We start from the raw sequence: 17,872 nt of genomic DNA, 5'->3' as shown, positions 1-17,872 counted from the left end.
GTCATTGTCTTTTGATAATTTAGTGAGTAACATACCACTAGCTTTTGCAATTCGGATTGGACTGCTTGCATCGCAACCGGGACACTTTCGGTTCGGAGGACAGCGTCCCTGGTGTGCTCATATGAATGAAGCATCAGACCGCACCCCATAGAACATGGACGATCTGAAACGCTAGGAAGGGCATAAGTGGAATTGCGCCAACTTCGATGTTTCATCGCTGTCGCGGAGGAGCTTCATTTCGCTCGTGCCGCTGAACGGCTACACATCGACCAATCGCCGCTGTCTCGCACCATCAAGGAACTGGAGGAAGAACTTGGTGCGCGCCTGTTCGTTCGCACTACCCGCAGCACGCAACTGACCCGTGCAGGTCGATTGCTCTTGGAACACGTACCGCGCATCTTTACTGCGCTGGAACAAGCCCGCGATAGCGTCAGGTCTGCCTCCAATGGCTATCACGGGCAATTGCGCATTGCCTTGTCCGATGGCATCACGCCATCACGCTTGCCGGCGCTGCTTGCGCAGTGCCGCGAAGAAGACCCCGAGGTCGAGGTTCGATTATTCGAGGTTCCGCTTGCCCAGCAGATCAAAGGCTTGCACGATGACCTATACGATGTCGGCTTTTCGATGGCCGATGATGTGGGCGATGGCATCGTGGCCACATCTGCCTGGGAGGACGAATTGATGGTCGCAGTACCTGCTCGCCATCCCGTGCTCTCCTTCAGGCAGGTTCCGCTGGAGGAAGTGCTGCACTATCCGCTGGTGTTGGGCGATCCGGCAATCTGCGAAGGCCATGCGCGTCAGGTCGAGCGCATCCTGCGCAGGCACGAGCAGGAGCCGCTGATAGTCCAGCACGTTTCCACCTTTGACCTCATGATGACTCTGGTTTCCGCCGGGTTGGCCTTGGGCCTGGCTGGCGCGGCGCACATCAGCTCCAGTCGCGAGCTTGGTGTTGTGGCTCGACCCTTGGCGGGTAAACCGCCGATGCTGACAACCTATCTGCTGCGTCGTGATGCGGAGACTCCTGAGATGTTGACCCGGTTCATTGAACGAGTGGCCTTCATTGACTCGGCAGGTAATCTGAGCAATGCCAAAAATTCCCGACCCACCCGATGAAAGGATTGGAACCATGAATAAGGTGATGCTGCTGATGCTGGCTGCCACACTGACTGCATGTGGACCCTCTCAACTTTCAGAAACGGTAGACGCGCTTACAGCCAATCCCGAACGCATCAAGGAGATTCAACGGCTGTGCAAGGAAGATCGCGCGAAGGTCGATGATGAACTTTGCCGACGCGCCGCAGAAGCCGCCAAGCGGCGTTTCTACGGTGATCGGCCGGAGCAGAAACCCAGGTAGTCACCCGCGCAGTCGCTTCGCTTTGGAAAAATCCTTCCGTTACCTCGCCACGCTGAAATGCGCTCGTGGTTGCAACGCCTTTCTTCCCGTCGCTACAGCAGGAACTCCTGCTTTTTTAGCCTCAATTCCTGCCATAACGGCCTTTGACCGACACTGATCCGGCACCGATCCTGACGCCTGCGGCACGTCCTTGTGCCGCTCTTTCCATGGGGAAGCAGCGCAGGAGAAATCGGAGGCCCGGTCATGCAAGGAACGAACGTGCTGTTCGGTCAGATCGCCGTGGTATTCGGCATCGTGATCGTTGGCGTGTGGGGCGCCACACAATGGACAGCCGCTACCCTTGGTTATCAACTACGCCTTGGCTTGCCTTGGTTTGATGTTCTTGGGACGCCGGTCTACCACCCGTGGAAGCTGTTTGAGTGGTGGTTCTTTTTCGACGCTTACGCGCCGCGCGTGTTCGATGCCGGCGGTGCCATCGCGGGCGGCAGCGGCCTGCTGGCGGTGGCGGTCGCCATCGGCATGTCGGTCTGGCGCTCGCGGCAGTCGCGCCTAGTCACGACCTACGGCTCTGCGCGATGGGCCAACGCGCAGGACATTCGCAAGGCGGGTCTCACACAACCGTCCGGCGTGTTCCTTGGCCAGCACGACCGCCAATACCTGCGCCATGAAGGCCCGGAACACGTCCTGACCTTCGCGCCCACGCGCTCGGGCAAGGGCGTGGGCCTGGTGGTGCCGACGTTGCTGTCCTGGTCAGCCTCGGCCGTCATCCACGACATCAAGGGCGAGAACTGGCAGATCACGGCAGGCTGGCGTTCGCGCTTCTCGCATTGCTTGCTGTTCAACCCCACCGATGCGAAATCGGCGGCCTATAACCCGCTGCTGGAAGTCCGGCGCGGCGCGCATGAAGTGCGCGACGTGCAGAACATCGCTGACATTCTGGTCGATCCCGAAGGCGCGCTGGAGAAACGCAACCATTGGGAAAAGACCAGCCACGCGCTGTTGGTCGGGGCCATCCTGCATGTGCTTTACGCAGGCGAGGACAAGACACTGCGCGGCGTCGCCAACTTCCTGTCCGATCCGGCCAGCCCCTTCGAGATGACCTTGCACCGGATGATGACCACGCCGCACCTCGGCGATAGCCCGCATCCGGTGGTGGCCTCCGCTGCGCGCGAAGTGCTCAACAAGTCGGACAACGAGCGTTCCGGCGTGTTGAGCACCGCCATGTCGTTCCTCGGCCTGTACCGCGATCCCACGGTGGCCGAAGTCACCTCGCGCTGCGACTGGCGTATCGCCGACCTGATCGCAGCCGAGCATCCGGTGTCGCTGTATCTGGTGGTGCCGCCTTCGGACATTTCGCGCACGAAGCCGCTCATCCGCCTGATCCTCAACCAAATCGGGCGACGCCTTACCGAATCGCTCGATGGCTCCGACGGCATCGAGCGCCGCCACAAGCTGCTGCTGATGCTCGACGAGTTTCCGGCACTGGGGCGTCTGGACTTCTTCGAGACGGCGCTGGCTTTCATGGCGGGCTACGGCATCCGCAGCTTCCTCATCGCGCAGTCGCTCAACCAGATCGACAAAGCCTACGGTCAGAACCATTCGATCCTGGACAACTGCCATGTGCGCGTGACGTTTGCCACGAACGACGAACGCACCGCCAAGCGTATCTCCGAAACACTCGGCACCGCGACTGAGCTGCGCGCACAGCGCAACTACGCGGGCCACCGGCTGGCGCCATGGCTGGGGCACCTGATGGTGTCGCGGCAGGAGACGGCGCGACCGCTGCTGACGCCAGGTGAAGTGATGCAGCTTCCGCCCGACGAGGCGGTTGTGATGGTGTCCAGCGTGGCGCCGATCAAGGCCAAAAAGCTGCGCTACTACGCGGACGCCAATTTCAAGCAGCGCGTGCTGCCGCCGCCGGCGCTGGCGGACGGGCAATACGCCGATGCGCCGCCGACTCGCCCGGACGACTGGAGCGGGCTGGCGATTCCTGCCGTGCCTGCGGCGTCTGTGATCGATACCGCCGAAGGCTTCGGCGCATCTGCCGACGACGGCGGCCCGCGCCGTCAACCCGAACTAACTGAGACCGTCGCCTACGACCCCGAGCTGGCCGCTCCCGCGGCCGACCTCGCGCTACTCGATGACGACGACGACCTGCCGCTTCCCCTTCCTCGCCAGCTTGATCCAGCCATGCAGCGCACGGCCCGGCTGGCATCGCTGAATCCCAACGACGGAATCGAGCTATGAGCCACTACCGCCTCAACCTGTTCATCCAGCCAGAGCACGCCAAGCGGCTCGATGAGCTGGCCGCCAAGAAAGGCGTGTCCAAGTCATCCATCGTCGCGGCGGCGCTCGCATCGTGGCTGTCGCCCGATGCGGCCGACCAGCGCGAGGCGGCCATCGCCAAGCGGCTTGATCGCCTCTCGCGGCAGGCCGAGCGCATGGAGCGCGACCAGAACATCGCCATCGAGACACTGGCGCTGTTCATCCGCTACTACCTGACCGTGAGCACGCCGGTTCCCGAGGCGCACCAAGACGCGGCTCGCGCCCAGGGCAAAGCGCGCTTCGAGCAGTTCATCGAACAACTCGGCCGCCACCTGCTGCGGGGCCGGAGCTTAGTGCGCGACGTGGTGGAGGAGCTGCATCCCGACCCAATGCGGATGGAAGACGCGGCGGCAACCGCGCAAGCGCAAGAGCGTGCGTCATGAGCGCCGCTCGGCAGTCCATGAGCGCCACGTCGCTCGACCGTCGCATCCAGATGCTGCGCACGGCCATGGGGCCGTTGATCGCTGCCGCGCTGGAAGACCCGGACGTGGTGGAAGTGATGCTGAACCCTGATCGCACCTTGTGGATCGACCGGCTTTCGTCAGGCCGCGCACCGATGGGTGTGGAGCTACCCGAGGCCGATGGTGAACGCATCATTCGCCTTGTCGCGGCCCACGTCGGTGCGGAGGTGCATCGCGGCCAACCTCTGCTGTCGGCCGAGTTGCCGGAAACAGGAGAACGCTTCGAGGGCATCTTGCCGCCGGCCGCACCGGGGCCGGCCTTCGCGCTGCGCAAGCGCGCCATCGGCGTGATCCCGCTGGAGCGGTACGTCATCGACGGGATGATGACCAGCGCCCAGGCGGGCTTTCTGGTGCACGCTGTGCGCGAACGCCAGAACGTCTTGATCGCCGGCGCCACCAGCAGCGGCAAGACCACGCTCGCCAATGCGTTGCTGGCCGAGATCGCCGCCACGGGCGACCGCGTGCTCGTACTCGAAGACACGGTGGAACTGCAATGCGCGGCCCGCGACCACGTGCCGCTGCGCACGCGGCAAGGCGTAGTGTCGATGACCGAGTTGGTGCGTTCGTCCATGCGCCTGCGACCGGATCGCGTCGTCGTCGGCGAGGTGCGCGGCGCCGAGGCGCTGGATCTCATCAAGGTCTGGGGCACGGGCCACCCCGGCGGCATCGCCACGATCCACGCCGGCTCCGCGCTCGGCGCGCTGCTGCGCCTGGAGCAACTGATTCTCGAAGTAGCCGTGAACCCGCCCCGTGCGCTGATCGCCGAGGCGGTCAACGTGGTGATCCACATCACCGGGCGTGGACGCAAGCGCCGCATCGAGAGCATCGCCCGCGTCGTCGGCTTCGACGGCCTGGGATACCGATTGGCGGATTGGGAGACGGACGCGCAGGACATGCCGTTTCCCGAGTTGCTGCCACTTCCCGATGCCGGACCCACTGCGGCGACTTCCCCGTTTCCTGACTCACTTGGAGAACTGCCATGACGCATGCCTATGCCTTCCGTTTTTCCGTAAATCCGGCTTTGCGCCTTGCACGGCTGCGCAGCCTGGCCCGCCCTGCGGGGCAAGGGCTGCTGCTGGCCGCGCTGCTGCTGTTTCTGGCCGGAACCGCACAGGCCGCCGGCTCCTCGATGCCCTGGGAAGGCCCGCTGCAATCCATCCTCGAATCCATTCAGGGGCCGGTGGCGCGCATCGTCGCGGTCATCATCATCATTGCCACGGGCCTCGCGCTCGCCTTCGGCGACACGTCGGGCGGCTTCCGCAAGCTGATCCAAATCGTGTTCGGTCTGTCCATCGCGTTCGCGGCTTCGAGCTTCTTCCTGTCGTTCTTCAGCTTCTCCGGCGGGGCCGTCGTATGAGTGCCCCGGATAGCTTCGCGGTCGGCTTCGAGGTGCCGCTGCATCGCTCGCTGACCGAGCCAATCCTTCTGGGTGGCGCACCGCGCACCGTGGCGATTGCCAACGGGACGCTGGCCGCCGCCGTCGGGCTGGGCCTGCAACTGTGGATTCCGGGCGTGGTGCTCTGGATCGTCGGCCATTCGCTGGCGGTGTGGGGCGCGCGCGTCGATCCGCAGTTCATGGCCGTATTCGCGCGGCACATCAAGCACCGCCCGCTGCTGGACGTGTAGGGGGACGCCGCCATGCTGAACCTCGCCGAATATCGCCAGCGCCCGGCCTTTCTCGCCGACTGGCTGCCTTGGGCCGGACTGGTCGCGCTGGGTGTCGTCTTGAATAAGGACGGTAGTTTCCAGCGCACGGCGAGCTTTCGGGGGCCTGACCTCGACAGTGCCACGCAGGGCGAGTTGATCGCCACGTCGGCGCGCTTGAACAACGCGCTGCGCCGGCTGGGTTCGGGTTGGGCGCTGTTCATCGAGGCCGAGCGCCGGCCAGCGGCGAACTATCCGCACTCGGAGTTTCCCGAGCCGCTGTCGTGGCTGGTGGACGAGGAACGACGGGCCACCTTCGAGGATTCGGGAAATCACTTCGAGAGCGGCTATCACCTGACGCTGGTGTATCTGCCACCCGAGGAATCGCGCGCCCGCGCGGCGGGGATGCTGTACGAGAACCGGCCGACCGAAGGCGTGGACTGGCGCGAGCGGCTGCAAGCCTTTGTCACGGAGACGGATCGCGTGTTTGACCTGCTCGATGGCGTGATGCCCGAGATTTCATGGCTGAATGACGCCCAGACGCTGACCCACCTGCACGCCACCGTCTCGACGCGGCGCTATTCGCTGGCGGTGCCTGAGGTGCCCTTCCACATCGACGCGCTGTTGACAGACTCCGCGCTGGTCGGTGGCCTGGCGCCCATGCTGGGCGACCAGCACCTGCGCGTGGCGTCGGTGCGGGGCTTCCCGACCTCGACCTGGCCGGGGATTCTGGACGATCTCAACCGCCTCGGTTTTGCTTACCGCTGGAGCACACGCTTTCTCTGCCTCGACAAAGCCGAAGCGGAACGGGAGTTGGGACGCCTGCGCCGCCAGTGGTTCGCCAAGCGCAAGAACGTCATCGCGTTGCTGCGCGAGACGATCTTCCAGCAGGAAAGCCCGCTCGTCGATACCGACGCCAGCAACAAGGCGGCCGATGCGGACGCGGCTCTGCAGGAGCTGGGCAGCGATCAAGTCGCCTTCGGCTACCTCACCGCCACGGTAACTGTGCTCGATACCGACCCGGCCGTGGCCGACGAAAAGCTGCGCATGGCGGAGCGCGTCATTCAGGGACGGGGCTTCGTCACCATTCCCGAGACCCTGAATGCCGTGGATGCGTGGCTTTCCTCGCTCCCCGGAAACGCCTACGCCAATGTCCGACAGCCCATCGTCTCGACGCTGAACCTGGCGCACATGATGCCCGTGTCCGCGGTGTGGGCCGGGCCGGAAAAGAACGACCACCTGGACGGCCCGCCGCTGATCGTCACGCGCACCGATGGCGCCACGCCGTTCCGCCTGGTGACGCACATCGGCGACGTGGGCCACGCGCTGGTCGCGGGGCCGACCGGCATGGGCAAGTCGGTCTTGCTCGCCACGCTGGCGATGCAGTTCCGCCGCTACCCTGGCTCGCGCATCTTTGCCTTCGACATGGGGCGCTCGATGCGCGCCACGATCCTCGGCCTGGGCGGCGAGCACTACGACCTGGGCATGGACGGGGAAATCGCCTTCCAGCCCTTGGCACGCATCGACCGCGAGGGCTACCGCACCTGGGCCGCCGAATGGATCGAGGGCCGCTTGCTGCACGAAGGCGTGGCGGTCGGCCCCGACGAGAAGGCTGCCATTTGGTCGGCGCTGGCAAGCCTCGCCGGTGCGCCGGTTGAGCAGCGCACGATGACGGGCCTGTCGGTGCTGCTGCAATCGAACGCGCTGCGGCAGGCGCTGTCGCCGTATGTGCTCGGCGGTGCCCACGGCAGGCTGCTGGACGCCGACCATGACCGGCTGGAGAGCGCCGATGCGAGGTCAGCCGACGTGCAGTGCTTCGAGATGGAGGAGTTGATGCACAGCAGAGCCGCCGTCATGGCCGTGCTGCATTACCTCTTTGCGCGTTTTGATGAACGCTTTGACGGTGCGCCCACGCTGCTGATCCTCGACGAGGCGTGGCTGTTCCTCGATGACCCGGTGTTCGCCGCGCGCATCCGCCAGTGGCTTAAGACGCTGCGCAAGAAGAACGTCAGCGTCATCTTCGCCACGCAGTCTCTCGCGGACATCAAGGATTCAAGCATCGCGCCCGCGATCATCGAGAGCTGCGCGAGCCGCTTCTTTCTGCCGAACCCGCAGGCCACCGAGCCGCAGATTCGCACGATCTACGAGGGTTTCGGACTCAACAGGAGGCAAATCGAGATCGTCGCCACGGCCGTTCCGAAGCGCGACTACTACTACCAATCCCGCCTCGGCAACCGCCTGTTCGACCTCGACCTGGGGCCGGCGACGCTGGCCTTTGCGGGCGCTTCCACGCCGCAAGACCAGCGCGACATGGATCGCGTGCTGCGGGACGCCGGCGTGCCCAGCTTCGCGGGCGCCTGGCTGCGCCATCGCGGCCTAGATTGGGCGGCTGACCTGCTGCCCTCGTTCCCCGGCCTCGCACCGGGTTCCCTCCGTACCGCTGACCACCCACAGGAGAACCTGTCATGAAACTGCATACCCCCAAGCTCGCCGCGCTGGCCGTGGCCTGTACGCTCGCCTTCGGCGCCGTGCAGCCCGCCCACGCGCTGTTCGGTGTCGGCGACATCGTGCTCGACCCGACCAATCTGGTGCAGAACACGCTCACGGCCGTTCGCACGCTGGAGCAGATCAACAACCAGATCCGCCAGCTCCAGAACGAAGCGCAGATGCTCATCAACCAGGCGCGCAACCTGGCCAGCCTGCCGTCCAGCGTGGTGGGCCAGTTGCGCGCCAATCTGGCGACTACTGAGCGGCTGATCGCCCAAGCTCGCGGCTTGGCCTACGACGTGACGAATCTGGATCGGGAGTTCGCGCGCCTGTATCCCGAGCAGTACGCCGCCACTGTGAGCGGCGACCAGATGTACCGCGATGCACAGGAGCGTTGGAAGAACACGCTCAATGGCCTGCAGACCACGATGCAGATGCAGGCCCAGGCATCGCAGAACCTCCATGACGATGAAGGCGTGCTGGCCAATCTGGTGAGCAAGAGCCAATCCGCCGTCGGCGCGCTGCAAGCCATCCAGGCCACGAACCAACTGCTGGCCTTGCAGGCCAAGCAGTCGATCCAGACGCAGCGGCTCCAGATCACGCAAGACCGTGCGGCCTCGCTGGAGCTAGCGCGGCAATCGGCTGCAACGGAGCGCGCCCGCGAAGTGCGGCGCCGCTTTCTGGGTGAGGGCACCCCGTACACGCCGCAGTCCATCAACTTCTACCGCGACTGACGGGAGGCTCCATGCGATGCGTCCTCGCCCTGTCTGTTCCGTTGCTGGTCGTGCTGCTGGCCGCCTGCGGCGAGCAGCCGGCCACCAACCTTGCCGAGGCCCTGGCCGCCGACCCCGTGCGGCTCAAGGCATTGCGCGCGCAATGCGCGGCCAATCCACAGGTAGTCATGCAGGCCACGGGCGAGGACGTTTGCCGCGCCGCCGCCGAAGCCTTCCGGCGGCGCTTCTTTTCCGGTGAGGCCGGGCCGGACGAATACCGGACGCTGGCCGACCTGCCGCCGATTCCGCTCAGCTTCGATGAACCCGCCAAAGAAAGCGAGATGGTGGCCGTGGCCCTGCCTGGGCAGGAGGACTCGCCATGAATGACGTGACCATCATCGACCAGTTCCTTAACACCTTCTCCACCTACATCGACTCGGGTTTCGGGCTGCTGCGGGGCGAAGTGGCGTTCTTGACCGCCACGCTGATCGTCATCGACATGACGATCGCCGGGCTGTATTGGGCCATGAGCCACGCCACCGGCCAAGGCGAGGACGTGATCGCCAAGCTGATCCGCAAGGTGCTCTATGTCGGTGCCTTCGCCTACATCATCGGCAACTTCAACTGGCTGGCCGGCATCGTATTCCGCTCGTTCGCCGGGCTCGGCATCATGGCCACTGGCTCGGCCATCACGATGGAGAATTTCTTGCAACCGGGCCGGCTCGCAAAAACCGGCATCGACGCCGGAGCACCGATCTTGAAGCAAATCGGTGACATGGCCGGGTTCCCCGAGGTGTTCGCCAATCTCGACCCCATCGTGGTGATGTTCCTCGCCTGGCTGGTCGTGGTGCTGTGCTTCTTCGTGCTGGCGATCCAGCTGTTCATCACGCTGATCGAGTTCAAGTTGACGACATTGGCTGGCTTCGTGCTGGTGCCATTCGCACTGTGGAACAAGACCGCATTCCTGGCCGAGAAGGTGCTGGGCAACGTCGTGTCCGCCGGCATCAAGGTGCTGGTGCTGGCCGTGATCGTCGGTATCGGATCGGGCCTGTTCGCTCAGTTCCAAATCCATCCCGCCGAGCCGTCCATCGACCACGCGCTGGTCATCATGCTGGCCTCGCTCACCTTGCTGGCGCTGGGCATCTTCGGTCCCGGCATCGCCACGGGCCTTGTGTCAGGTGCGCCACAGCTTGGCGCGGGCGCGATGGCCGGCGCTGCAATCGGTGCAGCCGGCACGGCTGTCGCCGTCGGCGCTGCGGCGACGGGCGTAGGTGGTGCCGTCATGGCCGGGGCGCGCATGGCGCCGGCCGCCACCAAGCTGGCCGGCAGCGGTGCGCGTGCCGCCACGTCGGCGGCCAGCAGCGCCAAGTCGGCGTTCCAGGCCGGTTCCGCCGCCGCAGGTGGTGGCGCGAAGGGGGTGATGGCTGGCCTGGGTAACGTCGCCAAAACCGGTGCACAGTCCACCGGGCGCGCGGCTGCATCCCGCGCTGTCGCTGCCGGGCAGCACATGGCGGCGCCGTTCCGCGCTGGCTGGAACGGCCCAGCCGCTGACGAAGGCGCGGCAGCCGGTGGAGCTGGGGCATCCGGCCATGCCGCCGCAAGCGAAGCCACTTCCGGCGCAGCCAACGCACAGCCCGCTTGGGCCAAGCGGCTGCACCGCCGTCAGCAACTCACCCATGCCGCGACAACCGCCGCCCACACGCTGCGCGGTGGCGACGGTGGTGGCTCCGGGCAAGGCCCAAGCCTGCGCGGCTCCGACGAATAAAGCGATTTCCAAGGAGAACTGAGCATGCGATTCAAACGACCGCAGGTGCGCTATGCAGACACGCCGCAGCCTGCCACACCGTACCAAGCTGCCGGTCAGGTGTGGGACGAGCGCATCGGCTCATCCCGCGTGCAGGCGAAGAACTGGCGCTTCATGGCCTTCGGGTGCCTCACGCTGGCGCTGCTGATGGCGGGCGGCCTGGTGTGGCGCTCGGCGCAATCCATCGTGACGCCCTACGTCGTGGAGGTGGACAACGCGGGCCAGGTGCGCGCCGTGGGTGAAGCCGCCACGCCGTACCGGCCCAGCGACGCGCAGACGGCACACCACATCGCGCGCTTCGTGACGCTGGTGCGCTCGCTGTCCATCGATCCGATCGTCGTCCGCCAGAACTGGCTGGACGCCTACGACTACACGACCGACAAGGGTGCGGTCGTGCTTAACGACTACGCGCGGATCAATGACCCGTTTGCGCGCATCGGCAAGGAGTCGGTGACGGTGCAGATCAGCAGCGTGACCCGTGCCAGCGATACGTCATTCAACGTGCGCTGGACGGAGCAGCGCTTCGTCAATGGCGCAGCCGCCAGCACTGAGCGCTGGAACGCCGTGATTTCCATCGTGCAGCAGACCCCGCGCACCGAGCAGCGCCTGCGCAAGAACCCCCTGGGCATCTACGTCAACGGCCTGTCGTGGAGCCGCGAACTGGATTCTTCCGAAGGAGCAAAACCATGAACTTGTCTTTCCGCCTTTACGCTTTGCCATTGATGCTCGCTGCCTTGGCGGGCTGCGCCACGCAGGGCAAGCCGCCGCCCGTGATCTCGCTCGATGAGCCGGTGCAGGCCCAGCCGCTGCCGGAGCCGCCTGCGCCGGTGGAAGTGGTCAAGGTGCCCGAGCCGCTGGCGCTGCCAGCGCAGTTGAAGCCGTTGCCCGAAGCCGAGGACGCCAAGCCTGTGCCGGAGCCGGCAGACGAAAAGGTGCGCGTCTCGCGCGCCAATTCCGAGGCGCGTGTCGCGCCCACGCGCGAGGGCTACGTCAACGCAATTCAGGTCTGGCCTTTCACCGATGGCGCGCTGTATCAGGTCTATGCGGCCGTCAGCCGCGTGACGGTGGTTGCCCTGCAGCCGGGCGAGGAACTGGTGACGGTGGCCGCCGGCGACACGGTGCGCTGGATCGTGGGGGACACATCTAGCGGCGCCGGCGATGCGCTGCGCGTCAACGTGATGGTCAAGCCGGTCCGATCCGGCCTCAAGACGAATCTCGTCATCACCACCAGTCGGCGCACCTACTTGCTGGAGCTGACCTCGACCGAAAAGACATGGATGGCGTCCATCTCGTGGGAATACCCGAAGGACAAGATGCTGGCCTTGCAGCGCCAGGCGCAGGCCGCGCAGACGGCCGCGCCGGTCGATACCGGCCTGTCACTGGCGAAGATCCGCTTCCGCTACGCCATCAGCGGCAGCAGTCCGCCGTGGAAGCCGCTGCGCGCCTTCGATGACGGCGAGAAGGTCTATATCCAGTTCCCTGCCGGCATTGCGCAAGACGAGCTGCCGCCGCTGTTCGTAATCGGAGCACAGGGCGACGGGCAACTGGTGAATTACCGCTTCCGCCCACCGTACTACATCGTGGATCGGCTGTTCGGCGCTGCCGAACTGCGCCTGGGCGGCGACAAGGGCGACGTGGTGCGGATCGAACGCACGGATGGCACGCGGAGGAATTGACCATGAGCCAGGACGACACTCCCGTCCGTGCCGCGCCGCAAGCGGGCAAGGTCGCGCCCGAGGCGGTGGCGCTGCGCGCGCAGCCGCGCCCGGTCACGCGGTTGAACCGGCGCACGCTGGCGATGCTGATGGGCGGCCTGTCGGTCGCCGTGCTCGGGGCCACGATCTGGTCGCTGCAACCGCACCGGCGCGGCGCGGGCGAGCAGACCGAGCTTTACAACGTCGATCGCGTCTCCAAGTCCGAAGGGCTGGACGGCTTGCCTTCGGACTATTCCAAACTGCCGCCGAAGGTGCCCGAGCTGGGGCCGCCGCTGCCCGGCGATCTTGGGCCGGCCATCGTGAAGTCGCAGCAGCCCGTGACGCCCACCTATGCGCCGCCGGGCCATGACCCCGAGGATGCCTTGCGCAAGGAGGCGGACGCGGCGGCAGCCTCGGCGGTGTTCTTTCGCTCGGGCCAGCAGGGCAAGGCCGCGGCGCCTGCCGCAGCCCAAGTCGCGGCGGCTGCGCCCGGCAGTACCTTGGCGAGCTTCGATCCGTTGGCGGCCGGGCCTGCCTCGACGGCGGCCCAGCCTGCCGACCCGATCGCCACGCAGAACCGGCAAGACCAGAAAGAGGCTTTCCTGAAAGGCGGCGCTACGGAGACCCGTAATTCCGGCAATCTGCAAATGCCGGCTTCGCCCTATCAGGTGATGGCCGGGACAGTGATCGCGGGGGCGCTGGTGACGGGCATCAAGTCCGATCTTCCAGGCGACGTGATCGCCACGGTGACGGAGCCGGTCTATGACACGGCCACGGGCAAGTTCCTGCTGATCCCGCAGGGATCGCGCATCCTGGGCAAATACAACAGCCAGGTCAGCTACGGGCAGAGCCGCGTGCAGGTGGTGTGGAACCGGATCATCCTGCCAGACACGTCTTCACTGACCATCGACAACCTCGTGGGCACCGACCCGGCAGGCTATTCCGGCCTGGAAGACAGCGTGGACTACCACTGGGGCCGCATCGTCGCCGGCGCGGCGCTGACGACGATGCTGGGCGTGGGCGCTGAGCTGGCCGCGCCGGAAAACCGGCAGGACGGCAACCGCATCGTCATCGCGGGGCGCGACAGCGCCCAGGACAGCATCAATCAGGTGGGTCAAGAGATGACCCGCCGCAACATGAACATCCAGCCGACCTTGACCGAGCGGCCGGGTCTGCCAGTGCGGATCATCATCAACCGCGACCTGGTATTGCGTCCCTACCAACCGCTCTTTTTCAACAAGGAAACTTCACGATGAGCACAACCAAGAAATTGCGGCTTGGCCCTCTGCCTCGCCATGAAGCCATCAAGCTGACCTTCTCGTGCCCGGCCAGCCTGAAAGGCGACCTCGACCGCTACGCCGCACTGCACGCGCAGGCGTATGGCGAGACGGTCGATGCGGCAACGCTAATCCCGCACATGCTGGAAGCGTTCATGGCACGAGATCGCGGCTTCAGAAGATCCGATGCTGTTAAACCGGCGAGGCACAAACCTTCCGGAGTCAGCCAAAGAGAATCGATTGCAAATCGTTCATCCGACTAAAAAAGCCGTCCCCGCAAATGCGAGAACGGCTTCCGCATTGGTGCCCGAGGCCGGAATCGAACCGGCATGACCGTGAGGTCGAGGGATTTTCTTACCACTTCGACTTTCGCCGCCAGCGCAAGCGCTGTTCGTGGTCTGGAGCACGCCTTCACCATAGCCTTGCGGCCGTAGGTGCCCGCCGTCTGCTCTCTACACCTTCCCACGAACCTTTCGATTCAGGGCTTGGCTCGGCGTTGGCTCGAACGCTTGCGCGTCCAGGGCATTCACCGAATTTGACGGGCTTCACCTTCGGAGTTTCCTCCGGAGGGCTCAAATTTCTTCAAGTCCCTTGTGTCTACCAGTTTCACCACTCGGGCTGGTTTGACTCGTTACTCAATCCATTTTCGCCCGACTACCGCCGGGCTTGCTCTAACTGTACCGCGCGCTTGGCTCCTAGCTGGCTCCTAGCCGTCCAACAGACCAACTCAGGCTGCGCACCTGAATGCCTGGAAACCCGCGCCAATCCTAGCTTTGCGGGCCACTCCCTCGCAAAGAAGAAGACTTGACAAAGGAGGTTTTAAGTCCGCAGTGTCTACCAATTTCACCATCGGGGCGCCGGCTGCTGAGCGCACACCTGCGTCGCAGCGTAACCCGGGCCGCGCACGCGCGCAATGCCCTGTTGTCTCTCTGGCCACGGCTGCTGCTTGAAAACAGCACGCCCTGCACCACCAAGAAAAAAGGGAAGCCTAAGCTTCCCTTTTCAAATATGGAGCGGGAAAAGAGTCTCGAACTCTCGACCTCAACCTTGGCAAGGTTGCGCTCTACCAACTGAGCTATTCCCGCATTTGCTTGAGTTCACCAGCGTTTCCGTCAGCGCTTATCAGCAAGCCTCAAATTATATCGCTATTTTTGGCCGTATTCGATTGCAAGCCAAAAAAATCTAACCATCCAACGATACGACCCTTGTTTGCGTTGAGCCCTGAGGGCTTTATCGCACTACCACTGCAGATCGTATCTGGAGGCGCGGTCCGGAGTCGAACCGGACTAACCGGATTTGCAATCCGGGGCATAACCGCTTTGCTACCGCGCCAGGAATTCGCATTCCTTTGACAAAAAAGGGAAGCAACTGCTTCCCTTTTTTGTGGAAATTGGAGCGGGAAAAGAGTCTCGAACTCTCGACCTCAACCTTGGCAAGGTTGCGCTCTACCAACTGAGCTATTCCCGCATTTTACCGAAGCCTCACATTGTACAACGTTTGCTGCGATGGAATGAATTGTAGCGCATTTTTTGGGGGTCCCCAAAAAATTTTGCGTCAATGTTTCAATCCATCGGCAGCGGCGGACGACACGGTCGCCTTGTCCGTCGGCACAGGTACCGCAGCGGCCGCCACGGCAACCTCTTCATCCGTCAACGGCACAGGCTTGCTCTCCAGCGCTACCTCCAGCACTTTGTCGATCCACCGCACGGGCACGATCTCCAAGCCGCTCTTGACGTTGTCCGGAATCTCGGTCAGGTCTTTCACGTTCTCTTCAGGGATCAGCACGGTCTTGATGCCACCCCGCAACGCGGCCAGCAGCTTTTCCTTGAGGCCACCGATGGCCGTGACCTCGCCACGCAGCGTGATCTCGCCCGTCATGGCCACGTCACCGCGCACCGGAATGCCTGTGAGCGCCGAAACAAACGCCGTGGTCATCGCAGCTCCCGCACTCGGGCCATCCTTGGGCGTGGCACCATCTGGCACGTGAATGTGAATGTCGCGCTTTTCGAACATTTCGTCCTTGATACCCAGCATGCGCGCGCGGCTACGCACCACGGTGCGAGCGGCCTCCACGGATTCCTTCATCACATCCCCCAGCGAACCCGTGCGTGTGATCACCCCCTTGCCAGGCATGATCGCCGCCTCGATGGTCAACAGGTCGCCACCCACCTCGGTCCAAGCCAGTCCCACCACCTGCCCTATCTGGTTTTGCAGCTCGGCACGGCCGTAGGAATACTTGCGCACGCCCAAAAAGTCAGGCAGGTTGTCAGCCGTGACGATCACCTGTGGCTCCAGCTTCTTGAGTTGCAGGCCCTTGACCACCTTGCGGCAAATTTTGGACAGCTCGCGCTCCAGCGAGCGCACGCCCGCCTCACGCGTGTAGTAGCGCACCATGTCGCGCACCGCAGGCTCGGTGATGAGCAGCTCTTCGTCCTTTACGCCGTTGTTCTTGAGCTGCTTGGGCAGCAGGTACTTCATGGCGATGCTGGTCTTCTCATCCTCGGTGTACCCCGACAGGCGGATCACTTCCATGCGGTCGAGCAGCGCAGGCGGAATGTTCATTGAGTTTGATGTGGCAACGAACATCACATCGCTCAGGTCGAAGTCCACCTCAACGTAGTGATCGCCAAAGGTATGGTTTTGCTCGGGGTCCAGCACCTCCAGCAGGGCACTCGACGGGTCGCCCCGGAAGTCGGTGCCCAGTTTGTCGATCTCATCCAGCAGGAACAGCGGATTGCGCGTGCCCACCTTCGAAAGGCTCTGCAGCACCTTGCCCGGCAGCGCGCCGATGTAAGTGCGGCGGTGCCCACGGATCTCGGCCTCATCGCGCATGCCACCCAGCGCCATGCGCACGTACTTGCGACCCGTGGCCTTGGCGATCGACTGCCCCAACGAGGTTTTGCCCACGCCAGGAGGTCCCACCAGGCACAGGATAGGCGCCTTGACCTTGTCCACGCGCTGCTGCACCGCGAGGTATTCAAGGATGCGGTCCTTGACCTTGTCGAGGCCGAAATGGTCTTCGTTGAGCACGCCCTCGGCATTCACCAGGTCGTGCTTGATCTTGGTCCTCTTGCTCCATGGCAGCGCGGTGAGCACATCGATGTAGTTGCGTACCACCGTCGCCTCGGCCGACATGGGCGACATCAGCTTGAGCTTCTTGAGCTCGGCCTCGGCCTTCTTGCGAGCCTCGGCAGGCATCTTGGCCAGCTTGATCTTTTTCTCGATCTCCTCGATGTCGGCGCCTTCGTCGCCCTCACCCAGCTCTTTCTGGATGGCCTTGACTTGCTCGTTCAGGTAGAAGTCGCGCTGGTTCTTCTCCATCTGGCGCTTCACGCGGCCGCGGATTTTCTTGTCCACGTTGAGGATGTCCACCTCGCGATCGAGCTGCTCGAACAGGTTTTCGAGGCGCGCCTTCACGTCCGACAGGTCCAGCACCACCTGCTTGTTCTCAAGCTTGAGGGGCAGGTGCGCGGCGATGGTGTCGGCCAACCGGCCGGGGTCGTCAATGCTGGAGATGGAGGTCAGGATCTCGGGCGGGATCTTCTTGTTGAGTTTGACGTACTGGTCAAACTGCTGCATCACCGCGCGGCGCAGGGCTTCGATTTCGCTGGGCTTGTTGGCTTCAGGTGTCGCCTCCACCGGCGTCACGGTGGCCATGAAATGCGTCTCGGCATCTTCAATGGAAGTTACGAGGGCACGTTGCTGGCCTTCCACCAACACCTTCACGGTACCGTCGGGCAACTTGAGCATCTGCAAGATGGTGGAGACACATCCCACATCAAACATGTCTTCCACCGATGGCTCATCTTTGGCGGCGGCTTTTTGGGCCACCAGCATGATGCGGCGGTCGGCCTCCATGGCCATCTCCAGGGCCTTGATGCTCTTGGGGCGACCCACAAAAAGCGGGATCACCATGTGGGGGAACACCACCACATCGCGCAAAGGCAATAGGGGCAGGTCGATGGGGGTGGCTGGCAGGGGGGTATGTCCGGACATGGAAATCCTCAAAGTGCTCTGTGGAAGTGGGTCCACATGTGGGGATTTTCAACCCTTGCACGCAGCCGTACTGGCGCAAGGGTTGATGGTTCAAAGGGCGACAACAAGGCGCCCGCT

General features: G+C 64.0%; 16 protein-coding genes and 3 tRNA genes. 15 read left to right on the top strand and 4 right to left on the bottom strand.

Features of this window, described 5'->3' with window-relative positions:
• Positions 1-186: 186 nt before the first annotated feature.
• The 15 genes from OIN59_RS23050 (at position 187) to OIN59_RS22980 (ending at position 14,022) form a co-directional block, all read left to right on the top strand.
• Positions 187-1,113, top strand: coding sequence for a LysR family transcriptional regulator (locus tag OIN59_RS23050; protein ID WP_274114275.1), 927 nt, complete (start codon positions 187-189; stop codon positions 1,111-1,113).
• A gap of 13 nt (positions 1,114-1,126) precedes the next feature.
• Complete coding sequence (locus OIN59_RS23045; RefSeq protein WP_274114273.1) at positions 1,127-1,354, top strand: EexN family lipoprotein; 228 nt, start codon at positions 1,127-1,129, stop codon at positions 1,352-1,354.
• A 243-nt stretch (positions 1,355-1,597) separates the two neighbouring features.
• Complete coding sequence (locus OIN59_RS23040) at positions 1,598-3,601, top strand: conjugal transfer protein TraG (protein WP_274114271.1); 2,004 nt, start codon at positions 1,598-1,600, stop codon at positions 3,599-3,601.
• Positions 3,598-4,062 carry a CopG family transcriptional regulator gene (locus OIN59_RS23035; RefSeq protein ID WP_226466819.1) on the top strand — a complete coding sequence of 155 codons (465 nt, stop codon included), beginning with the start codon at positions 3,598-3,600 and terminating at the stop codon, positions 4,060-4,062. Before OIN59_RS23040 ends, OIN59_RS23035 begins: the two co-directional genes overlap by 4 nt.
• Positions 4,059-5,123, top strand: coding sequence for a P-type conjugative transfer ATPase TrbB (trbB, locus tag OIN59_RS23030; protein ID WP_274114267.1), 1,065 nt, complete (start codon positions 4,059-4,061; stop codon positions 5,121-5,123). The genes OIN59_RS23035 and trbB overlap by 4 nt, the downstream gene beginning before the upstream one ends.
• Positions 5,120-5,497 (top strand): TrbC/VirB2 family protein, encoded by a 378-nt coding sequence (locus OIN59_RS23025; protein ID WP_274114265.1) that lies wholly within the window; start codon positions 5,120-5,122, stop codon positions 5,495-5,497. Before trbB ends, OIN59_RS23025 begins: the two co-directional genes overlap by 4 nt.
• Positions 5,494-5,766, top strand: coding sequence for a VirB3 family type IV secretion system protein (locus OIN59_RS23020; RefSeq protein WP_063598505.1), 273 nt, complete (start codon positions 5,494-5,496; stop codon positions 5,764-5,766). Before OIN59_RS23025 ends, OIN59_RS23020 begins: the two co-directional genes overlap by 4 nt.
• A gap of 12 nt (positions 5,767-5,778) precedes the next feature.
• Positions 5,779-8,253: a conjugal transfer protein TrbE gene (trbE, locus tag OIN59_RS23015; RefSeq protein ID WP_274114261.1), complete on the top strand. Its 2,475-nt coding sequence runs from the start codon at positions 5,779-5,781 to the stop codon at positions 8,251-8,253.
• Entirely contained in the window at positions 8,250-9,005 is a 756-nt protein-coding gene (trbJ, locus tag OIN59_RS23010; protein ID WP_274114259.1) for a P-type conjugative transfer protein TrbJ, read from the top strand. Before trbE ends, trbJ begins: the two co-directional genes overlap by 4 nt.
• Before the next feature lie 11 nt (positions 9,006-9,016).
• Complete coding sequence (locus OIN59_RS23005; protein ID WP_274114257.1) at positions 9,017-9,367, top strand: hypothetical protein; 351 nt, start codon at positions 9,017-9,019, stop codon at positions 9,365-9,367.
• The gene (trbL, locus tag OIN59_RS23000) at positions 9,364-10,749 is read left to right on the top strand and encodes a P-type conjugative transfer protein TrbL (protein ID WP_274114255.1); all 1,386 of its coding nucleotides are present in this window, start codon (positions 9,364-9,366) and stop codon (positions 10,747-10,749) included. The genes OIN59_RS23005 and trbL overlap by 4 nt, the downstream gene beginning before the upstream one ends.
• Positions 10,750-10,773: 24 nt before the next feature.
• Positions 10,774-11,478 carry a conjugal transfer protein TrbF gene (gene trbF / locus OIN59_RS22995; RefSeq protein WP_274114253.1) on the top strand — a complete coding sequence of 235 codons (705 nt, stop codon included), beginning with the start codon at positions 10,774-10,776 and terminating at the stop codon, positions 11,476-11,478.
• Positions 11,475-12,464 (top strand): P-type conjugative transfer protein TrbG, encoded by a 990-nt coding sequence (gene trbG / locus OIN59_RS22990; protein ID WP_274114251.1) that lies wholly within the window; start codon positions 11,475-11,477, stop codon positions 12,462-12,464. Before trbF ends, trbG begins: the two co-directional genes overlap by 4 nt.
• Before the next feature lie 2 nt (positions 12,465-12,466).
• The gene (locus OIN59_RS22985) at positions 12,467-13,738 is read left to right on the top strand and encodes a TrbI/VirB10 family protein (RefSeq protein WP_274114249.1); all 1,272 of its coding nucleotides are present in this window, start codon (positions 12,467-12,469) and stop codon (positions 13,736-13,738) included.
• A complete protein-coding gene (locus OIN59_RS22980) occupies positions 13,735-14,022 on the top strand; it encodes a DUF2274 domain-containing protein (RefSeq protein WP_274114247.1) in 288 nt (95 codons plus the stop codon). The genes OIN59_RS22985 and OIN59_RS22980 overlap by 4 nt, the downstream gene beginning before the upstream one ends.
• 746 nt (positions 14,023-14,768) lie before the next feature.
• Here the strand turns inward: OIN59_RS22980 and OIN59_RS22975 are convergent.
• The 4 genes from OIN59_RS22975 to lon form a co-directional block, all read right to left on the bottom strand.
• Positions 14,769-14,844 (bottom strand) — tRNA-Gly (locus OIN59_RS22975).
• Positions 14,845-15,017: 173 nt separating this feature from the next.
• A tRNA-Cys gene (locus OIN59_RS22970) sits at positions 15,018-15,091 on the bottom strand.
• Between the two features lie 59 nt (positions 15,092-15,150).
• Positions 15,151-15,226, bottom strand: a tRNA-Gly gene (locus tag OIN59_RS22965).
• Between the two features lie 87 nt (positions 15,227-15,313).
• Positions 15,314-17,755 (bottom strand): endopeptidase La, encoded by a 2,442-nt coding sequence (gene lon, locus OIN59_RS22960; RefSeq protein ID WP_274114245.1) that lies wholly within the window; start codon positions 17,753-17,755, stop codon positions 15,314-15,316.
• Positions 17,756-17,872: the final 117 nt, after the last annotated feature.

Origin of the sequence: Acidovorax benzenivorans (assembly GCF_028680575.1) — a bacterium.
Classification (GTDB): domain Bacteria; phylum Pseudomonadota; class Gammaproteobacteria; order Burkholderiales; family Burkholderiaceae_C; genus Acidovorax; species Acidovorax benzenivorans.
Note: the sequence above shows the minus strand (reverse complement) of the source record. Positions and strands in the feature narration are given on the sequence as shown.